Annotated in this window: 11 protein-coding genes; 4 read left to right on the plus strand and 7 right to left on the minus strand. The window is 73.6% G+C overall.

Going from position 1 to position 21,453, the window contains the following annotated elements:
* The 7 genes from GFD30_RS24230 to GFD30_RS24260 form a co-directional block, all read right to left on the minus strand.
* Positions 1-1,868 (minus strand): DUF5682 family protein (locus tag GFD30_RS24230; protein WP_153027731.1); only part of this gene is annotated, 1,868 nt, incomplete at its 3' end.
* The gene (locus GFD30_RS24235; protein ID WP_153027732.1) at positions 1,865-2,953 is read right to left on the minus strand and encodes an ATP-binding protein; all 1,089 of its coding nucleotides are present in this window, start codon (positions 2,951-2,953) and stop codon (positions 1,865-1,867) included. The genes GFD30_RS24230 and GFD30_RS24235, both read right to left, overlap by 4 nt.
* A gap of 10 nt (positions 2,954-2,963) precedes the next feature.
* Positions 2,964-6,200, minus strand: coding sequence for a DUF4132 domain-containing protein (locus GFD30_RS24240; protein WP_153027733.1), 3,237 nt, complete (start codon positions 6,198-6,200; stop codon positions 2,964-2,966).
* A gap of 148 nt (positions 6,201-6,348) precedes the next feature.
* Positions 6,349-9,024, minus strand: coding sequence for a DUF4132 domain-containing protein (locus GFD30_RS28120; protein ID WP_153027734.1), 2,676 nt, complete (start codon positions 9,022-9,024; stop codon positions 6,349-6,351).
* Between the two features lie 32 nt (positions 9,025-9,056).
* A complete protein-coding gene (locus GFD30_RS28125; protein ID WP_153027735.1) occupies positions 9,057-12,359 on the minus strand; it encodes a DUF4132 domain-containing protein in 3,303 nt (1,100 codons plus the stop codon).
* Between the two features lie 17 nt (positions 12,360-12,376).
* A complete protein-coding gene (locus tag GFD30_RS24255; RefSeq protein WP_153027736.1) occupies positions 12,377-15,685 on the minus strand; it encodes a DUF4132 domain-containing protein in 3,309 nt (1,102 codons plus the stop codon).
* 75 nt (positions 15,686-15,760) lie between these two features.
* Positions 15,761-19,108: a DUF4132 domain-containing protein gene (locus GFD30_RS24260; RefSeq protein WP_153027737.1), complete on the minus strand. Its 3,348-nt coding sequence runs from the start codon at positions 19,106-19,108 to the stop codon at positions 15,761-15,763.
* A gap of 132 nt (positions 19,109-19,240) precedes the next feature.
* Here GFD30_RS24260 and GFD30_RS24265 point away from each other — a divergent pair, with 132 nt between their 5' ends.
* The 4 genes from GFD30_RS24265 to GFD30_RS24280 all read left to right on the plus strand — a co-directional run bounded on the left by GFD30_RS24265 (position 19,241) and on the right by GFD30_RS24280 (position 21,337).
* Positions 19,241-19,771, plus strand: coding sequence for a TetR/AcrR family transcriptional regulator (locus GFD30_RS24265; protein ID WP_153027738.1), 531 nt, complete (start codon positions 19,241-19,243; stop codon positions 19,769-19,771).
* A complete protein-coding gene (locus tag GFD30_RS24270; protein WP_322633572.1) occupies positions 19,768-20,121 on the plus strand; it encodes a DMT family transporter in 354 nt (117 codons plus the stop codon). Before GFD30_RS24265 ends, GFD30_RS24270 begins: the two co-directional genes overlap by 4 nt.
* Complete coding sequence (locus GFD30_RS24275) at positions 20,121-20,438, plus strand: DMT family transporter (protein ID WP_153027739.1); 318 nt, start codon at positions 20,121-20,123, stop codon at positions 20,436-20,438. The genes GFD30_RS24270 and GFD30_RS24275 overlap by 1 nt, the downstream gene beginning before the upstream one ends.
* A 161-nt stretch (positions 20,439-20,599) precedes the next feature.
* Positions 20,600-21,337 carry a class I SAM-dependent DNA methyltransferase gene (locus GFD30_RS24280; protein WP_153027740.1) on the plus strand — a complete coding sequence of 246 codons (738 nt, stop codon included), beginning with the start codon at positions 20,600-20,602 and terminating at the stop codon, positions 21,335-21,337.
* The last annotated feature ends 116 nt before the right edge of the window (positions 21,338-21,453 follow it).

Consider the following 21,453-nt stretch of genomic DNA (forward strand, 5'->3'; position numbering starts at 1 on the left):
GCCCAGGCGAGGCCGAGGGCCGCGCCGCGCAGGTCCGGCGGGGCCTGCGGGTCGACCGCGATCCGGTCGGCCGCGGCGGTGACGGTGCCGGAGGACGGGGCCAGGCCGGGGGCGTGGCGGACGGCGTCGCGGAGGGCGACCAGCGCGTGGAGGCGCCCGGGTTCGGCCGGGCCGGGCGGGGCGTGGAGCCCTTCGGCGAGCCACAGGATCCGGTCGCAGCAGGCGGTGACGACCGAGCCGTACAGGTCGCTGCCGGCGGTGCCGAACAGGTGGTCGTGGCGCCACAGGGCGAGCGCGACCGCGAGGGCCTGGCCGACGGCGGCGAGGTCGCTGGAGTCGGCCACGGCCGCTTCGACGGCGGCCCCGAGGCGGTCGGTCAGGTGCGCGCGGCCGCACAGGGCCGCGTCGAACAGGATGGCGGCCAGGGCTTCCAGGGCGCCGTCCCGGTCGAGGCGGTGCTCGAGGACGGTCTGCGCGGCGTCGCCGAGGGTCGCGCCGAGCGCGCCCGCTTCGATGAGCGCCGGGAGCCGGTCGTCGTTCGGGCGCAGCGTCCAGTGCTCCTCGGCGGTGACGTCGGCGCCCGCGGAGGGGCCGTCGTCGCGGCGGACCCCGGGGATGCTCAGGAGCCGCAGGCTGTGGAGGACGCGGCTGCGTTCGAGGTCGGCGGGGCGCGCGAGGTCGAGGCGGAGCGTGCCGTCCTTGTCGAGGCCCAGGCGCTCCATCTCGGCCTGCGCGTCGGCGACGAGCGGCGGCGCGGGCGTGTCCGGGTGGAGCCGGCCGACGCGTTCGCCGGTGAGCGCGGCGGTCATCTCGACGACGACCGGATGCGTTCCGGCCGTGAGTGTCCCGCGCCGGGTCCACGGGAGCGGGGCCTCGAGGTCGTCGCTGATGAGGGCGCTGGCGAGGCCGTCGAGGAGGTCGGTGCGGCCGGGGACGCGGTGGCCGCGCAGGCGCGCGAGGCCGTCGGTGAGGCTGCGGGCGCCGATGAGGTCCGATGTGGAGACGTGGAGGCCCTTGCCGCGCAGGCGGGTGGTGATGCGCTCCATGAGCGCGCCCGCCGCGGCGGCGGGGCCGTCCTCCCACAGGCGCTGGTAGTACTCGGGCGAGGGCATCCCGGACTGGTAGCCGGCGAAGGAGTCGAGCCGCTTGAACGAGTACGGGACGAGGAAGCCGCCGACCTCGGTGCCCTCCGGCGGGCGCGGGACCTCGGGGGCCGCGGCGTCCCCTTCGGCGGCGAGGCGGCGCAGCGCGGGCGCGTGGAAGCCGCCGCAGACGACCAGGACCGGGCCCTCGTGCTCGGCGAGGGCGGCCCGGATCCACTGGGCCATATGGGCTTCGCGGGCGGTGTCGGCGCCGTTGGCGTCGGCTTCGCCGCGGACGAGGTCGAAGTACCGGTCGAGGCGCTCGGCGAGCCGGTCGGAGTCGGCGTTCTCGACCAGGTGGTCCCAGAGGGCGTCCTGGTTGTCGGCGTTGAAGGCGGCGCAGAGCCGGTCGGTGGCCTCGGTGTAGCGCCGCTCGGCGTCGGAGTAGCGGTTCTCGATCCCGTCGAAGGCGTCGTGCCAGGCGGGGAGGTCGATGAACCGCACCTGCGCACCGATGCGTCGGCCCTCGGTCAGCGCGGTCCACTCGGGAGAGTAGTCGCACATCGGGGTCCACGAGCGGCGCACCGAGCTGTCGGTGCTCGCGTACGAGTAGATCGCCACGGGCAGTTCGTGCTCGAGGGCGAGCTCGTCGAGCCGGTCGTTGAAGTCGGCCGGGCCCTCGATGAGCACGGCCGCGGGCCGCAGCTCCTCGATCCGCTCGGCGACGAGGCGGGCGCAGGCGGGCGAGTGGTGCCGCACCCCCTGGACGTGGAGGCGCTCGATCATCCCGGCAGCAGGTTCCGGGCCTGGTAGAGCGACTGCCAGTGCGGGCCTTTGCGCTTGGGGGCCTTCTGCTCGAGGTAGCGGCGCAGGCGCGCGAGGTCCTCGGTGGAGTCCTTGGCGGCGGCGCCGGCCATGCAGTCGACGATGTCGCCGGCCTCGGCGTTCCCGCCGCGCAGGTACCAGGCCTTGATGCCGACGGCGTGGGCGACCGAGACGGCCTCGGCGGTGGACATGACCGCCTGCGGGCGGCCGCCTCCCGCGTCGCCGACGCGGAGGTCGCGGAAGACCCGCACGAGCACTTCGAGGACGTCGCGCGAGGGCGGCTGCGGGACCCCGGACCGGGCCAGCGCGGCGGCGGCCTCGTGCTCGACCAGGTCGAGCTCGGTCTTGAAGTCGGCGATGGGGAAGACGGTCTCGAAGTTGAAGCGGCGCTTGAGGGCCGCGCTCATCTCGTTGACGCCGCGGTCGCGGGTGTTGGCGGTGGCGATGATGTTGAAGCCCTCGCGGGCGAAGACCATCGAGTCGCCTTCGAGTTCGGGGATGGCGAGCACGCGGTCGGAGAGCGGCGACAGGAGCGAGTCCTGGACTTCGAGGGGGCAGCGGGTGATCTCCTCGAAGCGGACGACGCGGCCTTCGGCCATGCCGCGCAGGAGCGGCGCGGGGACGAGCGCGCGCTCGGAGGGGCCTTCGGAGACGAGCAGGGAGTAGTTCCAGGAGTAGGCGATCTGGTCCTCGGTGGTGGAGGCGCCGCCTTGGATGGTGAGGGTGGAGTCGCCGGAGACGGCCGCGGCGATGAGCTCGGAGAGCAGCGACTTGGCGGTGCCGGGCTCGCCGACGAGCATGAGGCCGCGGCTGGTGGCGAGGGTGACGAGGGCGCGGTCGATGAGCGAGGGGTCGCCGACGAACTTCTTGGCGATGCCGCGGGACTCGTCGCCGACGATGAAGGTGCGGGCGGCCTGGAGGCTCAGGGCCCAGCCGGGCGGGCGCGGGGCGTCGTCCTCGGCGCCGAGCTTGGCGAGCTCCTCGGCGTAGCGATGCTCGGCGGGCGGCCGCTGGAGCCGCGGGGCGGCGGTCTGCTTGTCGGTCATGTGCTGCTTTCTAACTGGTCGGTTGGGTGCCGGTGAGCCGGGCGAGGAGTTCCGAGGCGGCCACGGGGTCGACCGCGCGGCCGGGGAGCGGGCGGGCGTGCTTGGGTCGGCGGTTGCGGTTGGCTTGGAGCCGTAGGCGGGTCGCGGTGTGGACCTGGTCGGGGTCGGGGCTGTGCATGTCGGGTTCGGGGGCCGTGTCGGCGAGGAGCCAGCCGCCGGGGACCGCCTGCTGGAGCCGCCAGACCCAGGAGAGGTCGGGTCCGGGGGCTCGGCGGGTCTGGATCCAGCCGATGCGTTCGCCGAGCTGCGCGAAGTTCCCGCGGAGGCCGTCGAAGCGCCCGAGGTCGCCGGTCTCGAGCTCGTCGTCGGTGAAGCGGAGCCGGGGACGGGCGAGCTGGTCGAAGGGCTGGAGGAGTTCGTAGTCGGCGAACAGGGCGGTCCAGGCGGGGGTCTCGTCGCCGAGGAGGGCGGGGTGGGCGAGGCGGATCGCGGCCGGGTCGGGCTCGAATTCGCGGTCGTCGACGTCGGCGAAGCCGCCGTCTTCGGCGATGCGGAACCCGGCGCCGCGGCTGAACCAGGCGAGGCGCCGGGTGAAGACGCCGGCGATGGGGTGGGCGTCGAGGACGCGGAGGTCGCCGAGGGTGAAGACGCGGCCGTTCAGCATCGCGGCGCAGAGGCGTTCGGCCTGCGCTTCGGCGGTGTCGCCGACGGTCTTGACGAGGGCCTTGCAGCGGGCGATGGACGCCTTGGCCTTGGCCGCGTCGTCGCGGACACCCGGTTTGGGGAGGGTCTTGCGGGGCCTGCCGGCGTCGTCGGTGATCCGCGGGGTCAGCAGCCGGTCGAAGGCGAGGTGGAAGCGCCTGGGGCCGTAGTCGTACGAGATGGGCGCGTCGATGCCGTGGCCGGGGAGGAGGCGGTCGGCGAGCGCGTCGAAGGTGAGGCCGCGGGCGGCGGCGATCCGGCCTGCGAGCTCGCGGGCGCGCTCGGAGACGGTGTTGCCGAATTTGGAGGCCGCGGCGATGTCGCGCAGGGCGGCGAACGCGGCGTCGGTGCCGATGTGGGCGAGGACGTCGAGGCCGGTGTGGGCGCGGTCGTTCTGGCTGCGGCCGGGCCATTCGGCGACGAGGGGGCCGAGGACGGCGACGGTGTCGTCGTTTCCGAAGGCGCCGAGCTGGTCGACGGCCCAGGAGTCCTTGCTGGGGGCTTCGGCGCGCAGCCACAGGTCGAACAGGGCGAGCGAGAACCGCTGGAGCGAGCCGGGGTCGCAGTGGGCGGCGAAGTCGTCGACGCCGGGGAACGGCAGGCGCGGGGACCAGAGGGCGAGCGCGGCGATGAGGTGCCGCACCGAGGCGGCGGGGAGGGCGGTCTCGTTGCCGCGCAGCATGACCGGGGGGAGCATGTCCGGGTCGGCCCAGGCGCCGGGTTTGACGGTGCCGGCGAGGGGGACGCGGGGGTCGGTGGCGAGGAGGTCGGCGACGCGGGCGTGTGCGGCGGGGCCGGAGGGTTCGGCGGCGCGGAGGACGGCCTGGCCGCCGAGGCGGCGGGCGAGGTACCGGAGGGCGGCTTCGCCGCCGTCGCGCAGGCGCTTGTCGGCGCCGAGGGCGCAGGGCACGAGGTAGGGCACGGCGTGCTCGCCGTGGCGGTCGAGCCAGTCGGCGGCGTGGACGCGCGCGGACTTGAGGCGGGCGAACCAGTCGGCGGCGAGGGCGGCGGCTTCGGCGCTGCGGATGGGGACGAGCGCGTTCGCGTGCTTGGGCGCGTCGCGGAGTTTCCTGAGGACGGCTTCGGGGTCGCCGCCGCGGGCGAGGCGGCCGCGGAGCCGGTCGGCGAAGCCGGTGCCGGTCTCGCTGTCAGAGGTCCAGAACTCGTCCTCGTCCCATTCGGCGAAGCCCGGTTCGAGGGCGAGGGCGGCTTCGTGTTCGCCTGGGGCCCAGTGGAGTTCGGTGCCGGCGGGGGCGGTGAGGCCGGGGACGGGCTCGGGGGCGCGGCGGCGCCGGCGTTCGGCCCACGGCGGCGCGATGAGGACCGCGGGGAGCCGTTCGGGGTCCGCGACCGCTGGGGCGGCTTCGGCGAGGAGCGCTTCGACCGCGGCCCTGGCGGTGTCGTCGAGTCCCTTCAGGACGGCGTCGAGCGGGACGGTCTCCTGGCGGAGGGCTCCGGCGAGGCGGACCCGGTCGGCGGGGGCGGTGGTGGCGGCGCAGGCGGCGACGGCGCGCGCGAAGCGGTGGGGGAAGCGGGCGGCGGCGGGTTTGACGGCGGCGAGCGCGCCGGGTTCGGCGGCGCGCGCGACGAGGAGGGTCGCGGCGTCGTCGCTGGGCAGGAGCGAAACGGCCTGGAAGAGGAGGGTGCGCTGGGCGTGGTCGAGGCTCTTCTGGTCGAGGGTCTCGGCGAGGACCGGGAGGGCGGCGACGCCGAGGTTGTGCACGAGTTCGGCGACGATGTGCTGTCGGACGTAGCCGAAGGCGAGCCGGGAGCGCCCGAGGCGCCTCAGGTGGTCCTCATCGGACACCGCGGTCCACATGAGCTGCTCGACTGCGGCGGAGTCGGCGTATGCGGCGTGCTCGTCGCAGGCGGCGGCGACCCAGTCGCGTTCGTCGGGGAGCAGCAGTGCCGCGGCGACGCGTTTGAAGACGGTGTCGCGGTGGCCGGCGGCGGTGTCGACGATGCGCCGGTATTCGCGGTCGTCCGCGGCGGCGATGAGCCCTCGGAGGAGCGGGAGGGCGCCTTCTCGGTCGGCCCAGACCTGCCATTTGAGGCTCGAGGCGTCGCCGGGTGCGGCGGTGGGCAGGTCGGACGGTCCCAACCGGCTCGAGGCGGTCCACAGGATGTCGGTGGCGAGGTCTTCGACGGCGGCGCTCACGGCGAACGGGAGGCCGTGGTCGGCGACCAGGGCGGCGAGCAGCTCCCGGTTCGCGGCGGCGCGTTCCCCGCCGGTGTGGAAGAGCGAGCCGCGGTAGGGCTCGGCGAACCGGAGCAGGGTCAGGACGACCGCGGCGCCGGTCGGGTTCGACTCGCCGCGGAGGTGGGCGAGGCCGGCCTGCGACAGGTCCGGGTCGCATTTGGGGCGTTGGAGGGAGGCGAGGAGGTCGTCGCGCCTCGCCTCGACCACCGCGGCGACCTTCCGGGAGGCGTCGGGGTCCGGCTCGACCGGAATGCCCGTTCCGCGGCTGCGACGGGGCAGGACCCGGTCCGTCCACTCGGCAGGAAGACGCAGTCGGTCTTCTTGCGCTGCAACGGTTTCGGTCATGTCGGTCCTTCGCGGGGGCGGGAGGTTCCCAAAGATCATAGAGTCCGGGTGCGACACGCCTCCCGGCTCGGTTCTTCGAACGGCGCGGTCGCGAGGAGTGCGGTCTTCGAACGGCGCGGTCGTGGACAAGGAGAGGTCGGGGACGCGGTCATCGAACGATGTGGCGGTCGAGCACGGCCAGCAGCTCCGAGACGAGCAGCGGGTCGAGGTCCCGCGGAGCGGGGCCGTCGGCGGCCTCGACCGTGCTGAACCGCACCGAGTTCAGTCGCTGGTGCGGCTCGGCGGTCGGCGCCGCGGGGTCGATGCCGGGCTGGAGGTCGAGCATGAGGAAGCCGACGTCCGGGATCTCCCGGCACAGGCCGTACGGGGCGTGCGTGTTGGCGAACGCGTACGTGTACTTCCACCAGGTGCGGCCCCGCTGCAGGCCGACCAGTGGTCCGGTGTGGACGCTGCGGCCTTCGAGCCGGGCGATGCGGCCGGTGGCGGCCTCCTCGTCCGTGAGTGCGAACACGGCGCGGGCGAGCTGCTCGAACGGCTGCACCACTTCGTAGTCGGCGAAGACCTCGGCCCACGCCTTGATCTCCGAGCCGAGGTGGAGCGGGTGCGGCAGGCGCACCGCGGACCGCTCGGGCAGGCGAATGGCGTCGTCGCGCAGGTCGGCGTACGTGCCGTCCTCGGCGACGCGGAACGAGGTCCAGCCCCGGCCGGTCGTGTACTGCCAGACGAGGCGCCGGGCGAGGTGGCGCATGAGGGCGTGGCCGGCGACGTGGCGCTCGAAGTCAGCGCGGGACCAGACCCGGCCGGAGGTCATCGCCTTCTCGAGGCGCTTGACCTGGTCCGTGCCGACCGATCTGAGGCCGCGCTTGAGCTTGTCGAAGCGGAGCCCGGCGAGGGTGGCGGCCTCCGGGTCGTCCTCTCCGTCCGGTTTCGGGAGGCTCTTGCGGACCTTGCCTTTCGGGTCGATGACGAACGGCTTGAGCTGCTCGTCGAAGCCGACGGTGAACGCCCGGGGCCCGTAGTCGAGCGTCATGCGCCCGTCGGCGTCGAGTTCGAAGTCCGGCACGAGCCGGTCGAGGAGCTGCTCCTGATCGAGGCCGAGCCGCGCGGCGATCTTGTCGACTTCGGCCAGCGCGGCCTTCTTGAGCCCTTTGAACGCCACTTGCTTGGCGATGCGGTGGACCACGCCCAGCGCCTCCTCGGTGCCGATCGCGCCGAGCAGTTCGAGGCCGCGGACGGCGCGCTTGTGGAGGCCCTGGCCGGGCCATTCGCGGATGACGGCTTCGAGGCGGCGCACGATGTCGTCGTCGGCGAAGCGGGCGAGCTGCGTGAGCGCCCACGGGTTCGCGCGGTCGCCGGTGCGGTCCCAGGTCGCGAAGACCGCCCATGAGAATTCGCGCAGGCACACGGTGTCGCAGTGTGCGATGGCGGCTTGCACCGCCGGGTGCGGGTGCTTCGGGGTGTCGAGGGCCATCGCGGCGAGGAGGTGCGCCGCGGCGGCCTGCGGGAGCCGGGCGCGGCGGCCCTTGAGGAGGAGCGGGACGGGGGTGATCATCGCGGCCCACGGCGGTGCGGCGGGGGCCTTGCGGCGGCCGTCGGGCTGGGGCGGCGTCGCGAGTGCGGCCGGGACGTCGGTGGTCTCCGGGGGCAGGTCGCGCCACTGCGCGAGGGCGTCGATGCGGTCGCGGTCGGCGGGGTCGAGGGCGTCGCGGGCGGGGCCTCTGAGGAGCGGTTCGGATTGGAGGACGCCGACGAGCCCGGCCCGCGAGACCCGGTCCGCGTCTCCGTTGACGGTCGCGAGCTCGGCGATCATGCGGAGCGTCCGGATCGGGAAGCGCCGAGCGGCCTTGAGGGCGAGGTCCCAGGCTCCTGGGGCGCTGTGCCGCTCCAGGAAGAACCGCACGGCGGTGTCCGAAGGCAGGGCGCCGAGCGCTTCGAACAGGAACGCCCGCCGGTCGGGCTTGGTGTCGTGCCGGGCGGCCGCGTGGGCGAGCAGCGGTGCGCAGTCGGGTCCGACGCCTTCGACGAGGGTCCAGACCACGTGCGGGAACTGGGCGACGGCCTGGAGCCGGGTGAGGCGGGCCCGTTCGAGCTGGTCCATTGAGGAGACGCACTGGAACAGCCAGTTGTCGATGGCGAAGTCGGCGAAGCGGCGGCGCGGCCGCTCCTCGCACACGCCCTCGACCCAGTCGGTGCGCTCGGGCATGAGGAAGGCCCGGGCGGCGCGCTGGACCGGGTTGCGGTCCTTGGATTCGAGGATCGCCTCGATCCGGCGGTACATGGGCTCGGGCATCCGGGAGAGGTGGGTGCGGAGCCGGGCGAGTTCGAGTCCGAGGTTCCGCCAGGGGGATTCGTCCGGGTCGGGCGGGACCGTCTCGACCGCGTACGGGCGGTCGGCGGGATCGCGCACGGGCACGCCGCGGAGGACCGGGTCGACGGTCTTGAGGGTGTAGTACTCCATGACCGCGGCGGCGGCGAACTCCGGGCCGTGCTCGCCGAGCCAGGCGTCGTACTGCGAGTACCGGGGGTCGGCCCACAGCGGCGTGCCGACGGCGTCGTCGACGAGGAACGCCGCGGCGGCGCCGACGGCATCGGGTCGTCCGTTGATATAGGACATCAGGGCGGCGGCGATCCGCGGGTCGGTCGCGGGCGAGGCGGCGGCCTGCCGCAGGTCCTCCCGGCGCTGTTCGATGCCGTTGTACCGCCACCGTTCGGTGTCGTCGGGCCGCATCTCGAACGCGCGCGCGGAAGGTCTGCCGCGGCGCGGCACCGCCGCGGCGAGCTGTTCCGCGGTGAGTTCGAACGAGTCCTCGTCGGGAAGGTCCACGGTCCCCCCGGTCTCCCTGCCGGCCATCCCGGTCACCCCTTCGCGGTGACGCGGGTGAGGGCGGCGAGGATCTCGGAGGCGGTGACCGGGTCGATGTCCTTGGGGTGGTCGGGGTTGCGGCCGGCCCGCCACCAGTAGTCCTCGTCGGCCGAGAGGCGGACGTCGGTGAGGGTCTGGATGGGGTTCTCGGCGATCATGCCGACCCAGATGCCCGGGTCGAGCGCCACGGTGACGTAGCCGCCGCCGGGCAGCGGGAAGTAGATCCCCGGCTCGACGCCGCCGTCCTCGGGCGAGGAGCGGTGCCAGCCGCGGCTGGTCAGGCCGAGGAGCTTGCCGACCTCGACCTTGGCGCCTTCGAAGCGCTCGAGGCGGCCGGTCGCGAGTTCCTCGTCGGTGAACGCGAGGACGGGCCGGGAGAGCTGCTCGAAGGGCTGGAGGATCTCGTAGTCGGCGAACAGCTCGGCCCAGTCGGCGGCCCTGTCCCCCATGCGGACGGGGTGGTCGAGGCGGACGACGGCGTCGTCGGGGAGGACGAACGCGTCGTCGTTCGCGTCGGTGTAGGTGCGGTCCTCGGCGACGCGGAACGCCGACGCCGCTCCCCCGGACTCGGCCGACCAGACGAGGCGGCGCGTGAGGTGCCAGGTGAGCGGGTGGCGCACGTAGTAGCGCTCGAACTCGTCCTTGGTCCAGGTGCGGCCGTTGACCATGGCCGCTTCGAGGCGCTGGACCTGGTCCGCGGCGACGGTGCGCAGCTCCTTCTTGAGGGCGGCGAACCGCTTGTACGCGGGCTCGGCCAGCTCGGGGTCGTCCTTGGCGCCGGGCTTGGGCAGGCCCTTGCGGGGCTTGCCGGTCTCGTCCTTGACGAACGGCTTGAGCTGCTCGTCGAAGACCACGGTGAACGTCCGCGGCCCGTAGTCGAGGACGAGCGCGCCGTCCTCGCCGAGGCCGAAGTCCGGGAGGAGCCGGTCGGCGAGCTGCTCCTGCGTGAGTCCGAGTCCGGCGGCGATCCCCGCGATCTGGGTGCGGGCCTCTTCCTTGAGGGCCTTGAACTTCACCTTCTCGGCGATGCCCTGGATGGCGCGCAGCGCCGCCTCGGTGCCGATGGCGCCGAGCACGCCGAGGCCGTTCACGGCCCGCTTGTGCTGCGACTGGCCGGGCCATTCGCGGACCATCGGGGCGAGGAGGCGGACGGTGTCGTCGTCGGCGAAGTGCGCGAGCTGGGTGAGCGCCCAGCCGTCCTTGGAGGGCGAGCCCATCGAGAGCCAGAGCTGGAACAGGGCGCGGCTGAACCTGGTGAGGGAGCCGCGGTCCAGGGCGGCGGCGGCGACGTCGAGCCCGGCGTACGGGTAGTCGGGTGTGGACAGTGCGAGGACGGTGATGAGGTGGCGCACCGACTCGGCGGGGAGCGCGTGGCCCTTCGCGGCGGTCAGGACCTCGGGGAGCATGACCGGCGAGGCCCACGGGCCGGGCTTGGGGAGTTTGACGCCGCGCGGTTCGAGCGGGTCGCCGGCGAGGAGGTCGGCGATCGCCTCGGCCGCTTCGGGACCGTAGGGCGCGGCGGCGGCCGCGACGGCGTCGGCGCCGTGGCGCAGCGCGATGTTCCACAGGGCGCCTTCGGCGTTGCCGCGGCGCTTCTTGTCGGCGCCGAGCGCGTCGGGGACGAGCAGGGCCGCGCCGTCGGCGCCGTGGCGTTCGAACCAGGCGATGGCGCTGGCGCGGGCGCCCTTGAGGCGGGCGTACCAGTCGGCGGCGAGGCGGGCGGCCTCGACGCTGCGGATGGGGACGAGGGCTTCGTGGTAGTTCGGGTTGCCGCGCAGGGCGATCACGAGCTTGTCGGCGGCGAGGGGTCCGAACCTGGCGGCGATGACCTTGAGGTCGGCGGCGGTGTAGGCGTTGAACGTCCCGTCCCACTTCTCGAGGGCGCGGAGGGCGATCGAGGTGGGCGCGAAGGTGACGATCGTGGAAGGGCGGGTGGCGCTGCCGCGATTGTGGCCCTTGTGGAGCATCCGCTCCCAGTCGGCCTCGGTGGTGTTGCGGAAGTAGTCGTAGTCGGGCTTCGACCAGCGGTCGAGCTCGCCTTCGGCCCAGGCCATGGTCGGCTGCGCGTCCGCTGCGAGGCCCTCGACGACCTTCGGCTTCCGCTTGGGGCCCTTCACGGTCCACGGCGGGGAGGTGAGGATCGGCGGGAGGTCCGCGGGGTCGGCGACCGGGGTCCCGGAGGGCGCGAGGAGCGCTTCGACGGCGGCGCGCTCGCCGTCGGCGAGGGCCGCGCGGTGCTCCTCGGGGACGGCCGCGGCGAGGGCGGCGAGGCGCGGCCGCAGTTCGGGGGCGATCGTGTCGGCGTGGGCGGCGACCGAGCGGAGGACGCGGCGCGGGTAGCGTGCGGCGGCGTCGCTGGCGGCCTGGTACACGTGCTCCTCGCCGAGGCGCCCGATCAGGTGGTCGGCGGCGGCGTCGCCGGGCAGGAGGGCGATCGCGTCGAGGAGGAGGTGCCGTTCGCCGGTCGGGGGCTGCTGGGCGAGGGTCGCGGTGAGGAACGGGAGGGCCGCGGTGCCGAGGTTGCGCAGGACCGCGCCGAGGAGGTCGGGCTTGACGAGCCAGGGCTCGATCCGCGTGACGCCGGCGGCCGTGAAGAGGTCGGCGCGGTCGATCGTGAGCCACAGCAGCCCGTCGGTGCCGTAGTCGCCGTTGCCTTTGTACTCGCCGCAGACCTCTTCGGCCCAGGCGGCCTCGTCTGGGAAGAGGAGCATGGCGAGGAACCGCTCGACGGGGTCGTCCCTGAGCACGGCGGCGGCGGCCGCGGCGTACTCGGCTTCGGAGGCGTTCGCGATGAGGCCGCGGAGGACCTTGATGCCGCGCTCGAGTTCCCAGCGGACCGAGCCGACCTCTCGGAGGGTGAGCCACCGCAGGGTGGCGTCCCGCATCGTCGCGTTGTAGGACCGCCAGGCGCGCAGGCGGAGCCGGGCGACCGCGGCGGCCGCGGCGAACGGCAGGCCGTGCTCGGTCACCCAGGCGTCGAGTTCGGGGCGCAGCATCGATTCCTGGCCGTTGCGGGGGCGCGAGGACATGATCGCCGAGACCACGCCCGCACCGACGGGGTCGGGGTCGCCGTCGAGGTGGCGCAGCGCCGCCGCGGACCAGTCGCCGGCGGTGTGCTGGGCGAGCACGTGGCGGAGGTCGTCCTCGTTGTAGCGGATGAGGCGCGCGACCTCCTTGGGTCCGTCGGGGTCGAGCACGGGCGGCTCGCCGGGGTCGGAGCGGCGCGGGAGGCGGTCGGGCTCCCAGTGGGAGGGAAGCTGGAGGCGGTCCTCTTGGGCGGGGTCGTAGGCGTTCACGGCGGTCCTTCGGGGGTTCAGGAGCGGGCGAGGCGGGCGAGCGCGCCCAGGGCCTCGGCGGCGGCGACGGGGTCGATGGCGGCGGTCGGCGGCACGGGTTCGGCGCCGAACCGCTGGAGGTCGGAGAAGTACACGGAGGCGATGGTCTGCTGCGGGTACTCGGCGGCGTATCCGATCGGGATGCCGGGTTCGACGGTGAGGATCAGGAAGCACTGGCTCGCAAGGGAGTACGAGAATCCGGGGACGAGCCCGCCGTCGCCGGGATAGGCGCGGGTCCAGCGGCGGCTGCCGAGGCCGAGGACGCGTCCGGTCGGGACGGTCGCGCCGGTGAACCGCTCCACGCGGCCGGTGGCGAGCTCGTCGTCGGTGAAGGCCAGGACGGGCCGCTCGAGCTGGTCGAAGGGCTGGAGGATCTCGTAGTCGGCGAGGAGTTCGGCCCAGGCGCCGACGCGGTCGCCGAGGAGCACCGGGTGCGCGAGGCGGACGGCGGCGTCCTCGGGGAGAGCGAACGCGTCGTCGTCGCCGTCGCCGAAGGTGCCGTCCTCGGCGATGCGGAACGCCGTCGTGGTTCCATTGTGGATGGCGAGCCAGACGAGGCGGCGGGCGAGGTGGCCGGTGAGGGCGTGCTCGACGTGGAAGCGGCGGAACTCGGCGGCGGTCCAGGTGCGCCCGGTGACCATGGCGGTCTCCAGGCGCGCGACCTGCTCGGTCGCGACCGTCTTGAGCTCCTTGCGGAGCGACTGGAAGCGCCGGTAGGCGTCGTCGGCGACGACCGGGTCGTCCTTGGCGCCGGGCTTGGGGAGGGTCTTGCGGACCTTCCCGGCCTCGTCGACCAGGTAGGGGCGGAGCTGCTCGTCGAAGCCGACCGTGAACGTGCGGGTGCCGTAGTCGACGACGCGGGCGCCCTCGTCGCCGAGCCCGAAGTCGGGGACGAGCCGGTCGGCGAGCTGTTCGGCGGTCAGGCCCAGTTCGGCCCTGATGTGCTCGACCTGCTCGGTGGCCTCCCACATGATGCCCTGGAACTTCGACTTGGCGGCGGTGGTCTGGATGGCGCGCAGCGCTTCCTCTGAGCCGATGGCGCCGAGCACCCCGAGGGCGGTGACGGCGCGCTTGTGGTGGCCCTCGCCGGGCCATTCGCGCAGGTGCCGGGCGAGCATCCACACGGTCTCGTCCTCGGCGAAGTGCGCGAGCTGGGTCAGCGCCCACTGATCCTTCGCGGGCGCGCCGACGGCGAGCCACTGCTCGAAGACCGCGCGGGAGAAGCGGGCGAGCGAGGCCCGGTCGCAGGTCTCGGCGACGACGTCGAGGCCCGGGTAGGCGTAGTCGGGGGTCGCGAGCGCGAGGACGGTGAGCAGGTGCCGCACCGAGTCCTCGGGCAGGGCGCGGTCGCCGCCGCCGAGGAGGACCTGCGGGAACATGACGGGCGCGGCCCAGGCCCCGGGCTTGGGGACCTTGACGCCGCGCGGTTCGAGCGGGTCGCCGGCGAAGAGCGCGGCGACCGCGGCGGCCGCTTCGGGCCCGTACGGTTCGGCGGCGGCGATGACGGCGGCGTCGCCGTGGACGGAGGCGAGATGGAACAGGGCCGCCTCGGCGTACCGGCGGCGGTTCCGGTCGGGGCCGAGCGCGTCGGGGACGAGCGCCGTGGCGGCCGCGAGTCCGTGGCGCGCGAACCACTTCAGGGCACCGTCGCGGTCGGTCTTGCGCCGGGCGTACCGCTCGGCGACGAACCTGGCGGCCTCGACGCTGAAGACCGACAGGGGAAGGTCTTCCACCTTCCACCGCCGGGCCACGTTCAATGCACCCGCGATGGCTTCGGTGCCGAAGCGGGCGACGATCTCCGCGGTGTAGCCGGGGTACGAGCGGTCTCCCGGGTCGTTCCAGACGCGGAGCATGCGCTCGGCGATGTCGTCCGGGCCGTACGCGGCGATCGTCGCGATGCGGTGGTCGTCGGCGCCCCAGCGGCCCGCTTGGACGAACCGGCGCCAGGATTCGTGCTGGCTCGTGTAGAACTCGTGGTTCCGCAGCAGGTTCTCGGCCTCGTCCTCGTCGACGGTGACGCTCGGCCTACCGATCGGCTCGAGGTCGAGGACCGGCGGTTTCGCCTTGCGGCCCTTGGCGGCCCAGGGCGGGGAGGTGAGGAGCGGCGGCAGGTCGGCCGGGTCGGCGTCGGGGACGGTGCGCAGGGAGGCGGTGAGGGCGTCGATCGCGGCGCGCTCGTCGGCGCCGAGCGGCGCGAGCGCGTCGGCCTGGGCGGCGACGGCGGCGAGCCGGCCGCGTTCGATCGGCGACGCCGACGCGGCGGCCGCGGCGATGGCGCGCAGGACCCGTTCGGGGTGGCGGGCGGCGGCTTCGACGGCGCCGTCGAACCTGAAGGGTTTGCCGAGTTCGGCGATGAGGTAGGCCGCGGCCTCGTCGCTGGGGAGCAGCGCGACCGCCTTGACGAGCGTCCGCTGGAGGTCGGCGCTGATCTGCCAGGGCGAGGCGAGGGTGCCGGCGAGGATCGGCAGGCTTCCGGTGCCGAGCGAGTCCACCAGCGGCGCGATGGAGGTCAGGTCGAGTTCGTAGGTGTTCATCTCGGACAGTTCGGCGGCCTCGAGGTGGGCGGGGTCGCTGACGGCGTGGAACAGGATCCGGTCGGTGTAGGGCGAGGACCGGTTCTTGGCGTATTCGGCGCAGGTCTCGGCGACCCAGTCGGTCTCGCCGGGGAGGAGGAGCGCGGCGGCGAAGCGCTTCTCGGGGTTGTCGCGGTTGCCGGCCACGGCGGCGACGGTCGCGGCGTACTCGTCGTCGGAGGCGGCGGCGATCTGGGCGCGCATTTCGGCGATGACGCCGTTGTCCAAGTCGCGGTTGAGGGTCCGGTACCCGTGCCAGCCCGCGGTCGTGAGCGTGAGGTGGCCGAGCGGAGGGCGCTCGCCCTCGGTGTACCAGCCGTGGATCTCGATCGAGTAGCGCTGGACGGCGGTGCGGACGGCCCAGGGCAGGCCGTGGGCCCGGATCCAGGCGTGGAATTCGAGGCGGCTCCACCAGTCGATCTCGTGCGGGCCGACGTAGCGCAGCAGCTCCCCCGCCGCGGCGGCGCCGCGGCTGTCGGGCTCGCCGGCGATGAAGGCGTCGACCGACTCCCGGAAGCGCCGGTTCGGCTTCATGTCGAGGAGCTGCGCGAGGAGGTCGGCGTGGAGCTCGAACTGCTCGGCGAGGAGGTCGGGGGCGTCGGGGTCGACTTCGGCGGGGTTCCCGGGGCGCGTTCCGCGGCGCGGGAGGAGTTTCGCGGCCCAGGCCGCCGGGAGTTCGGGGCGGTCCTGCTGCGGCGCGGCGTGATCAGTCATGAAGCTCTTTCAAGCGTTCGGCGGGGGGCGCCCCGAGGATACGTCCCCGGGACGACACCGCCCGCGATGAGTGGGTCAGGAGCGGCCGGTCAGCCGGGCCAGGGATCCGAGGATCTCGGCGGCGGCGACCTCGTCGATCTGCTTGGGGAAGCTGCGGTCGGCGTCGCGCTCGGACCACCAGTACCGCTCGGTGTCGGTGAGCTGCACGCTCGTGAGCGTCTGCTCGGGGACCTCGCCGACCGCGCCCACCCAGATGCCCGGTTCGAGTGCGGCCGTGACGTATCCGCCGCCGGGCAGGGGGTACGCGATCCCGGGTTCGACGCCCGCGTCCTCGGGCGCGGCCCGCTGCCAGCCGCGCTTGGTCATCCCGAGGATGCGGCCGGTCTCCACAGTGGCGCCTTCGAAGCGGGTGAGCCGGCCGGTCGCGAGCTCGTCGTCGGTGAACGCGAGGACGGGCCGGTCGAGCTGGTCGAAGGGCTGGAGGATCTCGTAGTCGGCGAGGATCTCGGCCCACGCGCCGACCTGGTCGCCCAAGTGGACGGGGTGGGCGACCCGGATGACGGCGTCCGCCGGGAGGTCCACGGTGTCCTCCTCGACGTCGCTGAACGTGCCGTCCTCGGCGATGCGGAACCCGAACCGCGTCCCGCCCGACCGCGCGTCGCCGACCTCCGCGATCCACACCAGGCGGCGTGCGAGGTGGCGGGTGAGCGCGTGCTCGGCGAAGAACCGCCGGAACTCCTCGAACGGCCAGGTGCGGCCGCTCGCCATCGCCGCCTCGAGGCGGGCGATCTGGTCGGCCGCGACCGCGCGCAGCTCCTTCTTCAACGCGGTGAAGCGCTGGTAGGCGTCGCCCGCGAGCTGCGGGTCGTCCTTCGCACCGGGCTTGGGCAGGGTCTTGCGGGGCTTGCCGGCCTCGTCGGTGACGAAGGGCTTCAACGCCTCGTCGAAGGCCACGGTGAACCGGCGCGGCCCGTAGTCGAGGACGAGCGCGGCCTCCTCGCCGAGGCCGAAGTCCGGGACCAGCCGGTCGGCGAGCTGCTCGCGGCTGAGCCCGAGGTCGGCGGCGATGCGGGTGATCTGCCGTCCGGCCTCTTCCTTGAGCGCCTTGAACTTCACACGGTCGGCGATGACCTGGATCGCGCGCAGCGCCTCCTCGGAGCCGATCGCGCCGAGCACGGCCAGGCCGCTCACGGCCCGCTTGTGCTGCGACTGGCCGGGCCATTCGCGGATCAGCGGGGCGAGCATCCACACCGTCTCGTCCTCGGCGAAGTGCGCGAGCTGGGTGAGGGCCCACGACTCCTTCGCGGGCGCGCCCACCGAGAGCCAGAGCTGGAACAGCGCGCGGGAGAAGCGGGCGAGCGAGGCCCGGTCGCAGGCCGCGGCGACCGCGTCGATCCCCGGATACGGGTACTCGGGGGTGGCCAGCGCGAGCACGGTCAGCAGGTGGCGGACGGATTCGCCGGGCAGGGCGTGCTCGCCGCCCTTGAGGAGGACCTGCGGGAGCATGGCCGGGGAGGCCCAGGGGCCGGGTTTGGGGATCTTGACGCCGCGCGGTTCGAGGGGGTCGCCCGCGAGGAGGTCGGCGATGGCGGCGGCCGCTTCGGGGCCGTACGGTTCGGCCCGGGCCGCGACGGCGTCGGCGCCGAGGCGCAGTGCAAGGTGGAGGAGGGCGGTCTCGGCGTACCGGCGGCGCTGCTTGTCGGCGCCGAGGGCGTCGGGGACGAGGTAGGGGACGGTGTCGAGGCCGTGCCGCTCGAACCAGCGGGCGGCGGAGGCGCGGGCGGACTTGAGCCGGTCGAGGCGCTCGGCGGCGAGGCGGGCGGCGGCGAGGCTCAGGACCGGTCCGGGGAGGTGCTGGAAGTTGGGGTCCTTCGCGGCGGAGGCGAGGGCGCAGTCGATGACGCGTTCGCCGTAGCGGGCCATGATGCGCAGGACGGTGGTCTCGTAGCCGACGTAGCCGCGGGCGAGCCAGCCGTCGAGGAACCGCTCGGCCTGGTCCGGGTCGCCGTAGGCGAGGAAGGCCACGACGCGCCAGTCGTCTGGGGGGATGTGGGCGTTCGGGTCTTGGAGTTCCTTCCAGTAGTACTCGTCGTCGTAGGCGTAGGGGTCGGTCTGGGCGCCCCATTCCTCCCGTTCGCCGTCGGCCCAGCGCAGTTCGACGTCAGCGGGCGGGACGAGGCCGTCGATGACGACCGGCTTGGCCTTGGCGCGCTTGACGGTCCACGGGGGACGGACCAGGAGGGGCGGGAGGTCGGCGGGGGCGGCCTCGGGGGCGCGGCCGTGCTCGGCGAGGAGGTCGTCGAGGGCGGTGCGTTCGGCTTCGGTGAGGCGGGCGCGGTGGGCTTCGGGGACGGCGGCGGCGAGCGCGACGAGGCGGAAGCGGGCGTCGCCGGTGGCGGTGGCGGCGTGCTTGAGGACGGTGCGGAGGGTGCGCATCGGGAATCGCGCGGCGGCGTCGGCGGCGGGTTCGAAGGCGTGGGGGCGGCCGAGGTGCGTGACGAGGTAGTCCGTGGCCTGGTCGGCGGGGACGGCGGCGATCGCCTTGTAGATGAGCTTGCGGGTCTCGCTGGAGTAGGCGTCGGGCGTGTCGGCCGCGGCGGTCAGGACGGGGAGCGCGGCGGCGCCGATGGCGTCGAGCATCCCGGCGAGCGATCGGGCGTCCACATAGTAGTCGGCGAGCATGCCGATGCCGGAGGCTTCGAACTGCGCCGCGGTGCTGAGGGACTGCACGATGACGGGGTCGGTCCAGCCGTAGCTGCGCAGCTGCGCGTACTCGGGCATGGCCTCGTCGACCCAGGCGGTCTCGTCGGGCAGGAGGACCGCGGCGTTGATGCGCTTCATCGGGGTGTCGCGGACGGCGGCCACGGCGGCGACGACTTCGGCGTAGGCGTCGTCGGCGAGGTCGGCGGTCAGCGAGCGGACCGCGGCGATGCCGCCCTGGTCGTACTCGTGGATGTGCATGCTCATGTAGTCGAAGTGGTTGGGCACGATGACGCGGTTGTCGTAGCCGTTGCCGCTGCCGCTGGTCTCGTGGTGGAAAGCGAGCCGTTCGACGGCGGCGGCGACGGCGAAGGGGAGGCCGTGCAGGGCGGTCCAGGCGTCGAGTTCCGGTCGCAGCCAGGAGGAGCCGTGCCGGACGTACTCGTCGCACATGAGCGCGGCGACGACGGCCGCGCCGCGCGGGTCGGGCTCGCCGTCGATGAACGCCGCTGCGGCGTCGACGTACTCGGCGTTCTCGGGGCGTTCGAGCGCGAGCCGGATCTTGGGGGCGCGGCCCTGGACCTTCCGGCTCAGCCTCGTGCCCGCCTCGGGGTCGAGTTCGATCGGCTTGCCGGTCCTGCGGCCGCGCCGCGACAGCAGCCGGGCGCTCCAGGCGGCAGGGAGTTGGAGCTGGTCTTCTTGGGGTGCAACGGGTTCAGTCATGCTCGTCCTTCAGGCGACCGGGTTGAGTGTCCCGAGACTAGGACCCGCGTGCGACACGGGTCCGCAGACGTTTCGTCGAACAGCTCCCAGCGGACTGTTCGAACCAACCTTCCGGAAGGTAAAGTAATTCGCATGAGTGCGAGAGAGCAGATCCTCGACGGCGCCCTGGCGATGCTCCGAGCGGGCGAGTCGGTCTCCCTGGAGTCCGCCGCGAAGCGCGCCGGGGTGACGAAACCGGGCCTGATGTACCACTTCCCGACCAAGGAGGCGCTGATGCTGGCCCTGGTCGACCGGGTGCTCGACGGCTGGGAGCGCCGCCTCGAGGGCTTCCTCGGCGGCCCGTTGGCGGAGGCCGCGCCCGCGGCCCGGCTCGAGGCGTACCTGGAGTGGGCGCTGGCCGGCGAGGCCGACTGGAGCGACCTCGTGATGTTCGCGGACCCGCGGCTGTGCGAGCAGCTCACGAACCGCTGGGTCGGGCGGATGCGCCCGTGGTTCGACGTGCCCGAGGGCCTGCCGGCGCCGGAGCGGGCCCGCCTGGCCGCCGTGCGGTTCATGGCCGACGGGGTCTGGTTCGCCGACGCAATGGGCGCGGTCCCGCCCGATGACGAACTGCGCGAAGGACTTCGCGCGCTCGCGAACGACGTGATGGAGGGAAGGCCGTGAAGGCGAAACCGTGGCTCCTGCTGAGCGGGGCGATCGTCAGCGAGGTGACCGCCTCGCTGTCCTTGAAGGCCGCGATCGAGACGCCGCCACTGTACATAGTGGTCGTCGTCGGGTTCCTCGCGACGTTCGTGTTCCTCAGCGCGGTCCTCAAGGCGGGCATGCCCCTCGGCGTGGCCTACGGCGTGTGGGGCGCGATGGGCGTGGTGCTCACAGCGGTCTTCGGGGCGGTCCTGTACGGCGAGCCGCTCACGGGCGTCATGGGCGCCGGCATCGCGCTGATCATCGCCGGCGTCGTCACGATCGAGATGGGCGCCGAGAGGGCCGCCCGCGAGACGGAAGGGGCCGCGTGATGGCCTGGCTGTTCCTGGCGGCGGCGATCCTCACCGAGGTCGCGGCGAGCCTGTCCCTGAAGGCCGCCGCGGACGGCCGGAACCGCTGGTACGCGGTGGTGGCCCTCGGGTACGTGCTGGCGTTCACCTCGCTGACGCTCGCGCTCGACCGGGGTCTGGGCATCGGTGTGGCGTACGGGATCTGGGTGGCCTCCGGGGTGGCGCTGACTGCCGTCGCGAGCCGCATCCTGTTCAAGGAGCCGCTGACGAAGCTCATGGGCCTGGGCATCGCCCTGGTCGGCGCCGGAGTGCTCCTGGTCGAACTCGGCGCGCACTGACACCGGTGCTGCGGGTCGAGGCCGCGGGTCGAGCGGCCGCCGTCCGAGTCCGCTCGGCCCGAACCGCGACTGCCGGTGCCGCCTGGGCTCCGACTCCGACTCCGACTCCGACTCCGACAAATCGTTCGACAAGGCTGCGGCCGTTACGAAATCCTGGACCGATGGACTCGAATCAGATCTGGGACGCCGAGACGGCCCGACGATACGACACCCCCGGTGAAGGCATGTTCGCACCGGAGGTCCTCGAACCGACGGTCGAGCGCCTCGCCGCGCTCGCCGGCGGCGGCCGCGCACTCGAATTCGCGATCGGCACCGGCCGCGTGGGCGTACCGCTCGCCGAGCGCGGCGTGCCGGTCACCGGGATCGAGCTGTCGCCCGCCATGATCGCGCAGCTTCGCACCAAAGTGGACGAGAACACGATCCCGGTGGTCGAGGGCGACATGGCGACCACCCGCGCCGAAGGCGAGTACAGCCTCGTCTACCTCGTCTTCAACACCATCTCGAACATCCTCGACCAGGCGGGCCAGGTCGAGTGCTTCCGCAACGCGGCCCGCCACCTCGTCCCGGGCGGGCGGTTCGTGATCGAGTTGGGGGTTCCCGAGCTGCGGAAGCTTCCTCCGGGCTCGGACGCGGCCGTTTTCACTGTCCAGCCCGGCTACATCGGACTCGACACCTACGACGTGGTGAACCAGCACCTGGTCTCCCACCACTTCACCTTCGACGAGACCAGGCAGGCGCGCATCGGGCGCAGCCCGCACCGGTACATCTGGCCGGCCGAGATGGACCTCATGGCCCAGATCGCCGGCTTCGAACTCGAATCCCGCCACGCCGACTGGGAGGGCTCCGAGTTCACCGAGGACTCCGGGTCCCACGTATCGGTCTACCGGCTCCCGGCCTAGCCGGCCCGCACCGGCCCGTTCCGCCTTGCGCGGCGCGGGCCGGTGCGTCCGGCGGGTGACCCGTGCCGACCCGGCCCTGGCCGCGCCGCTCGAACGGGCCTGGGGTTCGATTGGCG

Origin of the sequence: Glycomyces albidus (genome assembly GCF_009451885.1) — a bacterium.
In the GTDB taxonomy this organism is placed as follows: domain Bacteria; phylum Actinomycetota; class Actinomycetes; order Mycobacteriales; family Micromonosporaceae; genus Glycomyces; species Glycomyces albidus.

What these genes read in the sequence shown, in the direction of transcription:
- GFD30_RS24265 (WP_153027738.1), top strand. Translation starts at nt 19,241, where the DNA reads ATGAGTGCGAGAGAGCAGATCCTCGACGGCGCCCTGGCGATGCTCCGA.
- GFD30_RS24275 (WP_153027739.1), top strand. Translation starts at nt 20,121, where the DNA reads ATGGCCTGGCTGTTCCTGGCGGCGGCGATCCTCACCGAGGTCGCGGCG.
- GFD30_RS24260 (WP_153027737.1), bottom strand. Translation starts at nt 19,108, where the DNA reads ATGACTGAACCCGTTGCACCCCAAGAAGACCAGCTCCAACTCCCTGCC.
- GFD30_RS24255 (WP_153027736.1), bottom strand. Translation starts at nt 15,685, where the DNA reads ATGACTGATCACGCCGCGCCGCAGCAGGACCGCCCCGAACTCCCGGCG.
- GFD30_RS24280 (WP_153027740.1), top strand. Translation starts at nt 20,600, where the DNA reads ATGGACTCGAATCAGATCTGGGACGCCGAGACGGCCCGACGATACGAC.
- GFD30_RS24235 (WP_153027732.1), bottom strand. Translation starts at nt 2,953, where the DNA reads ATGACCGACAAGCAGACCGCCGCCCCGCGGCTCCAGCGGCCGCCCGCC.
- GFD30_RS24240 (WP_153027733.1), bottom strand. Translation starts at nt 6,200, where the DNA reads ATGACCGAAACCGTTGCAGCGCAAGAAGACCGACTGCGTCTTCCTGCC.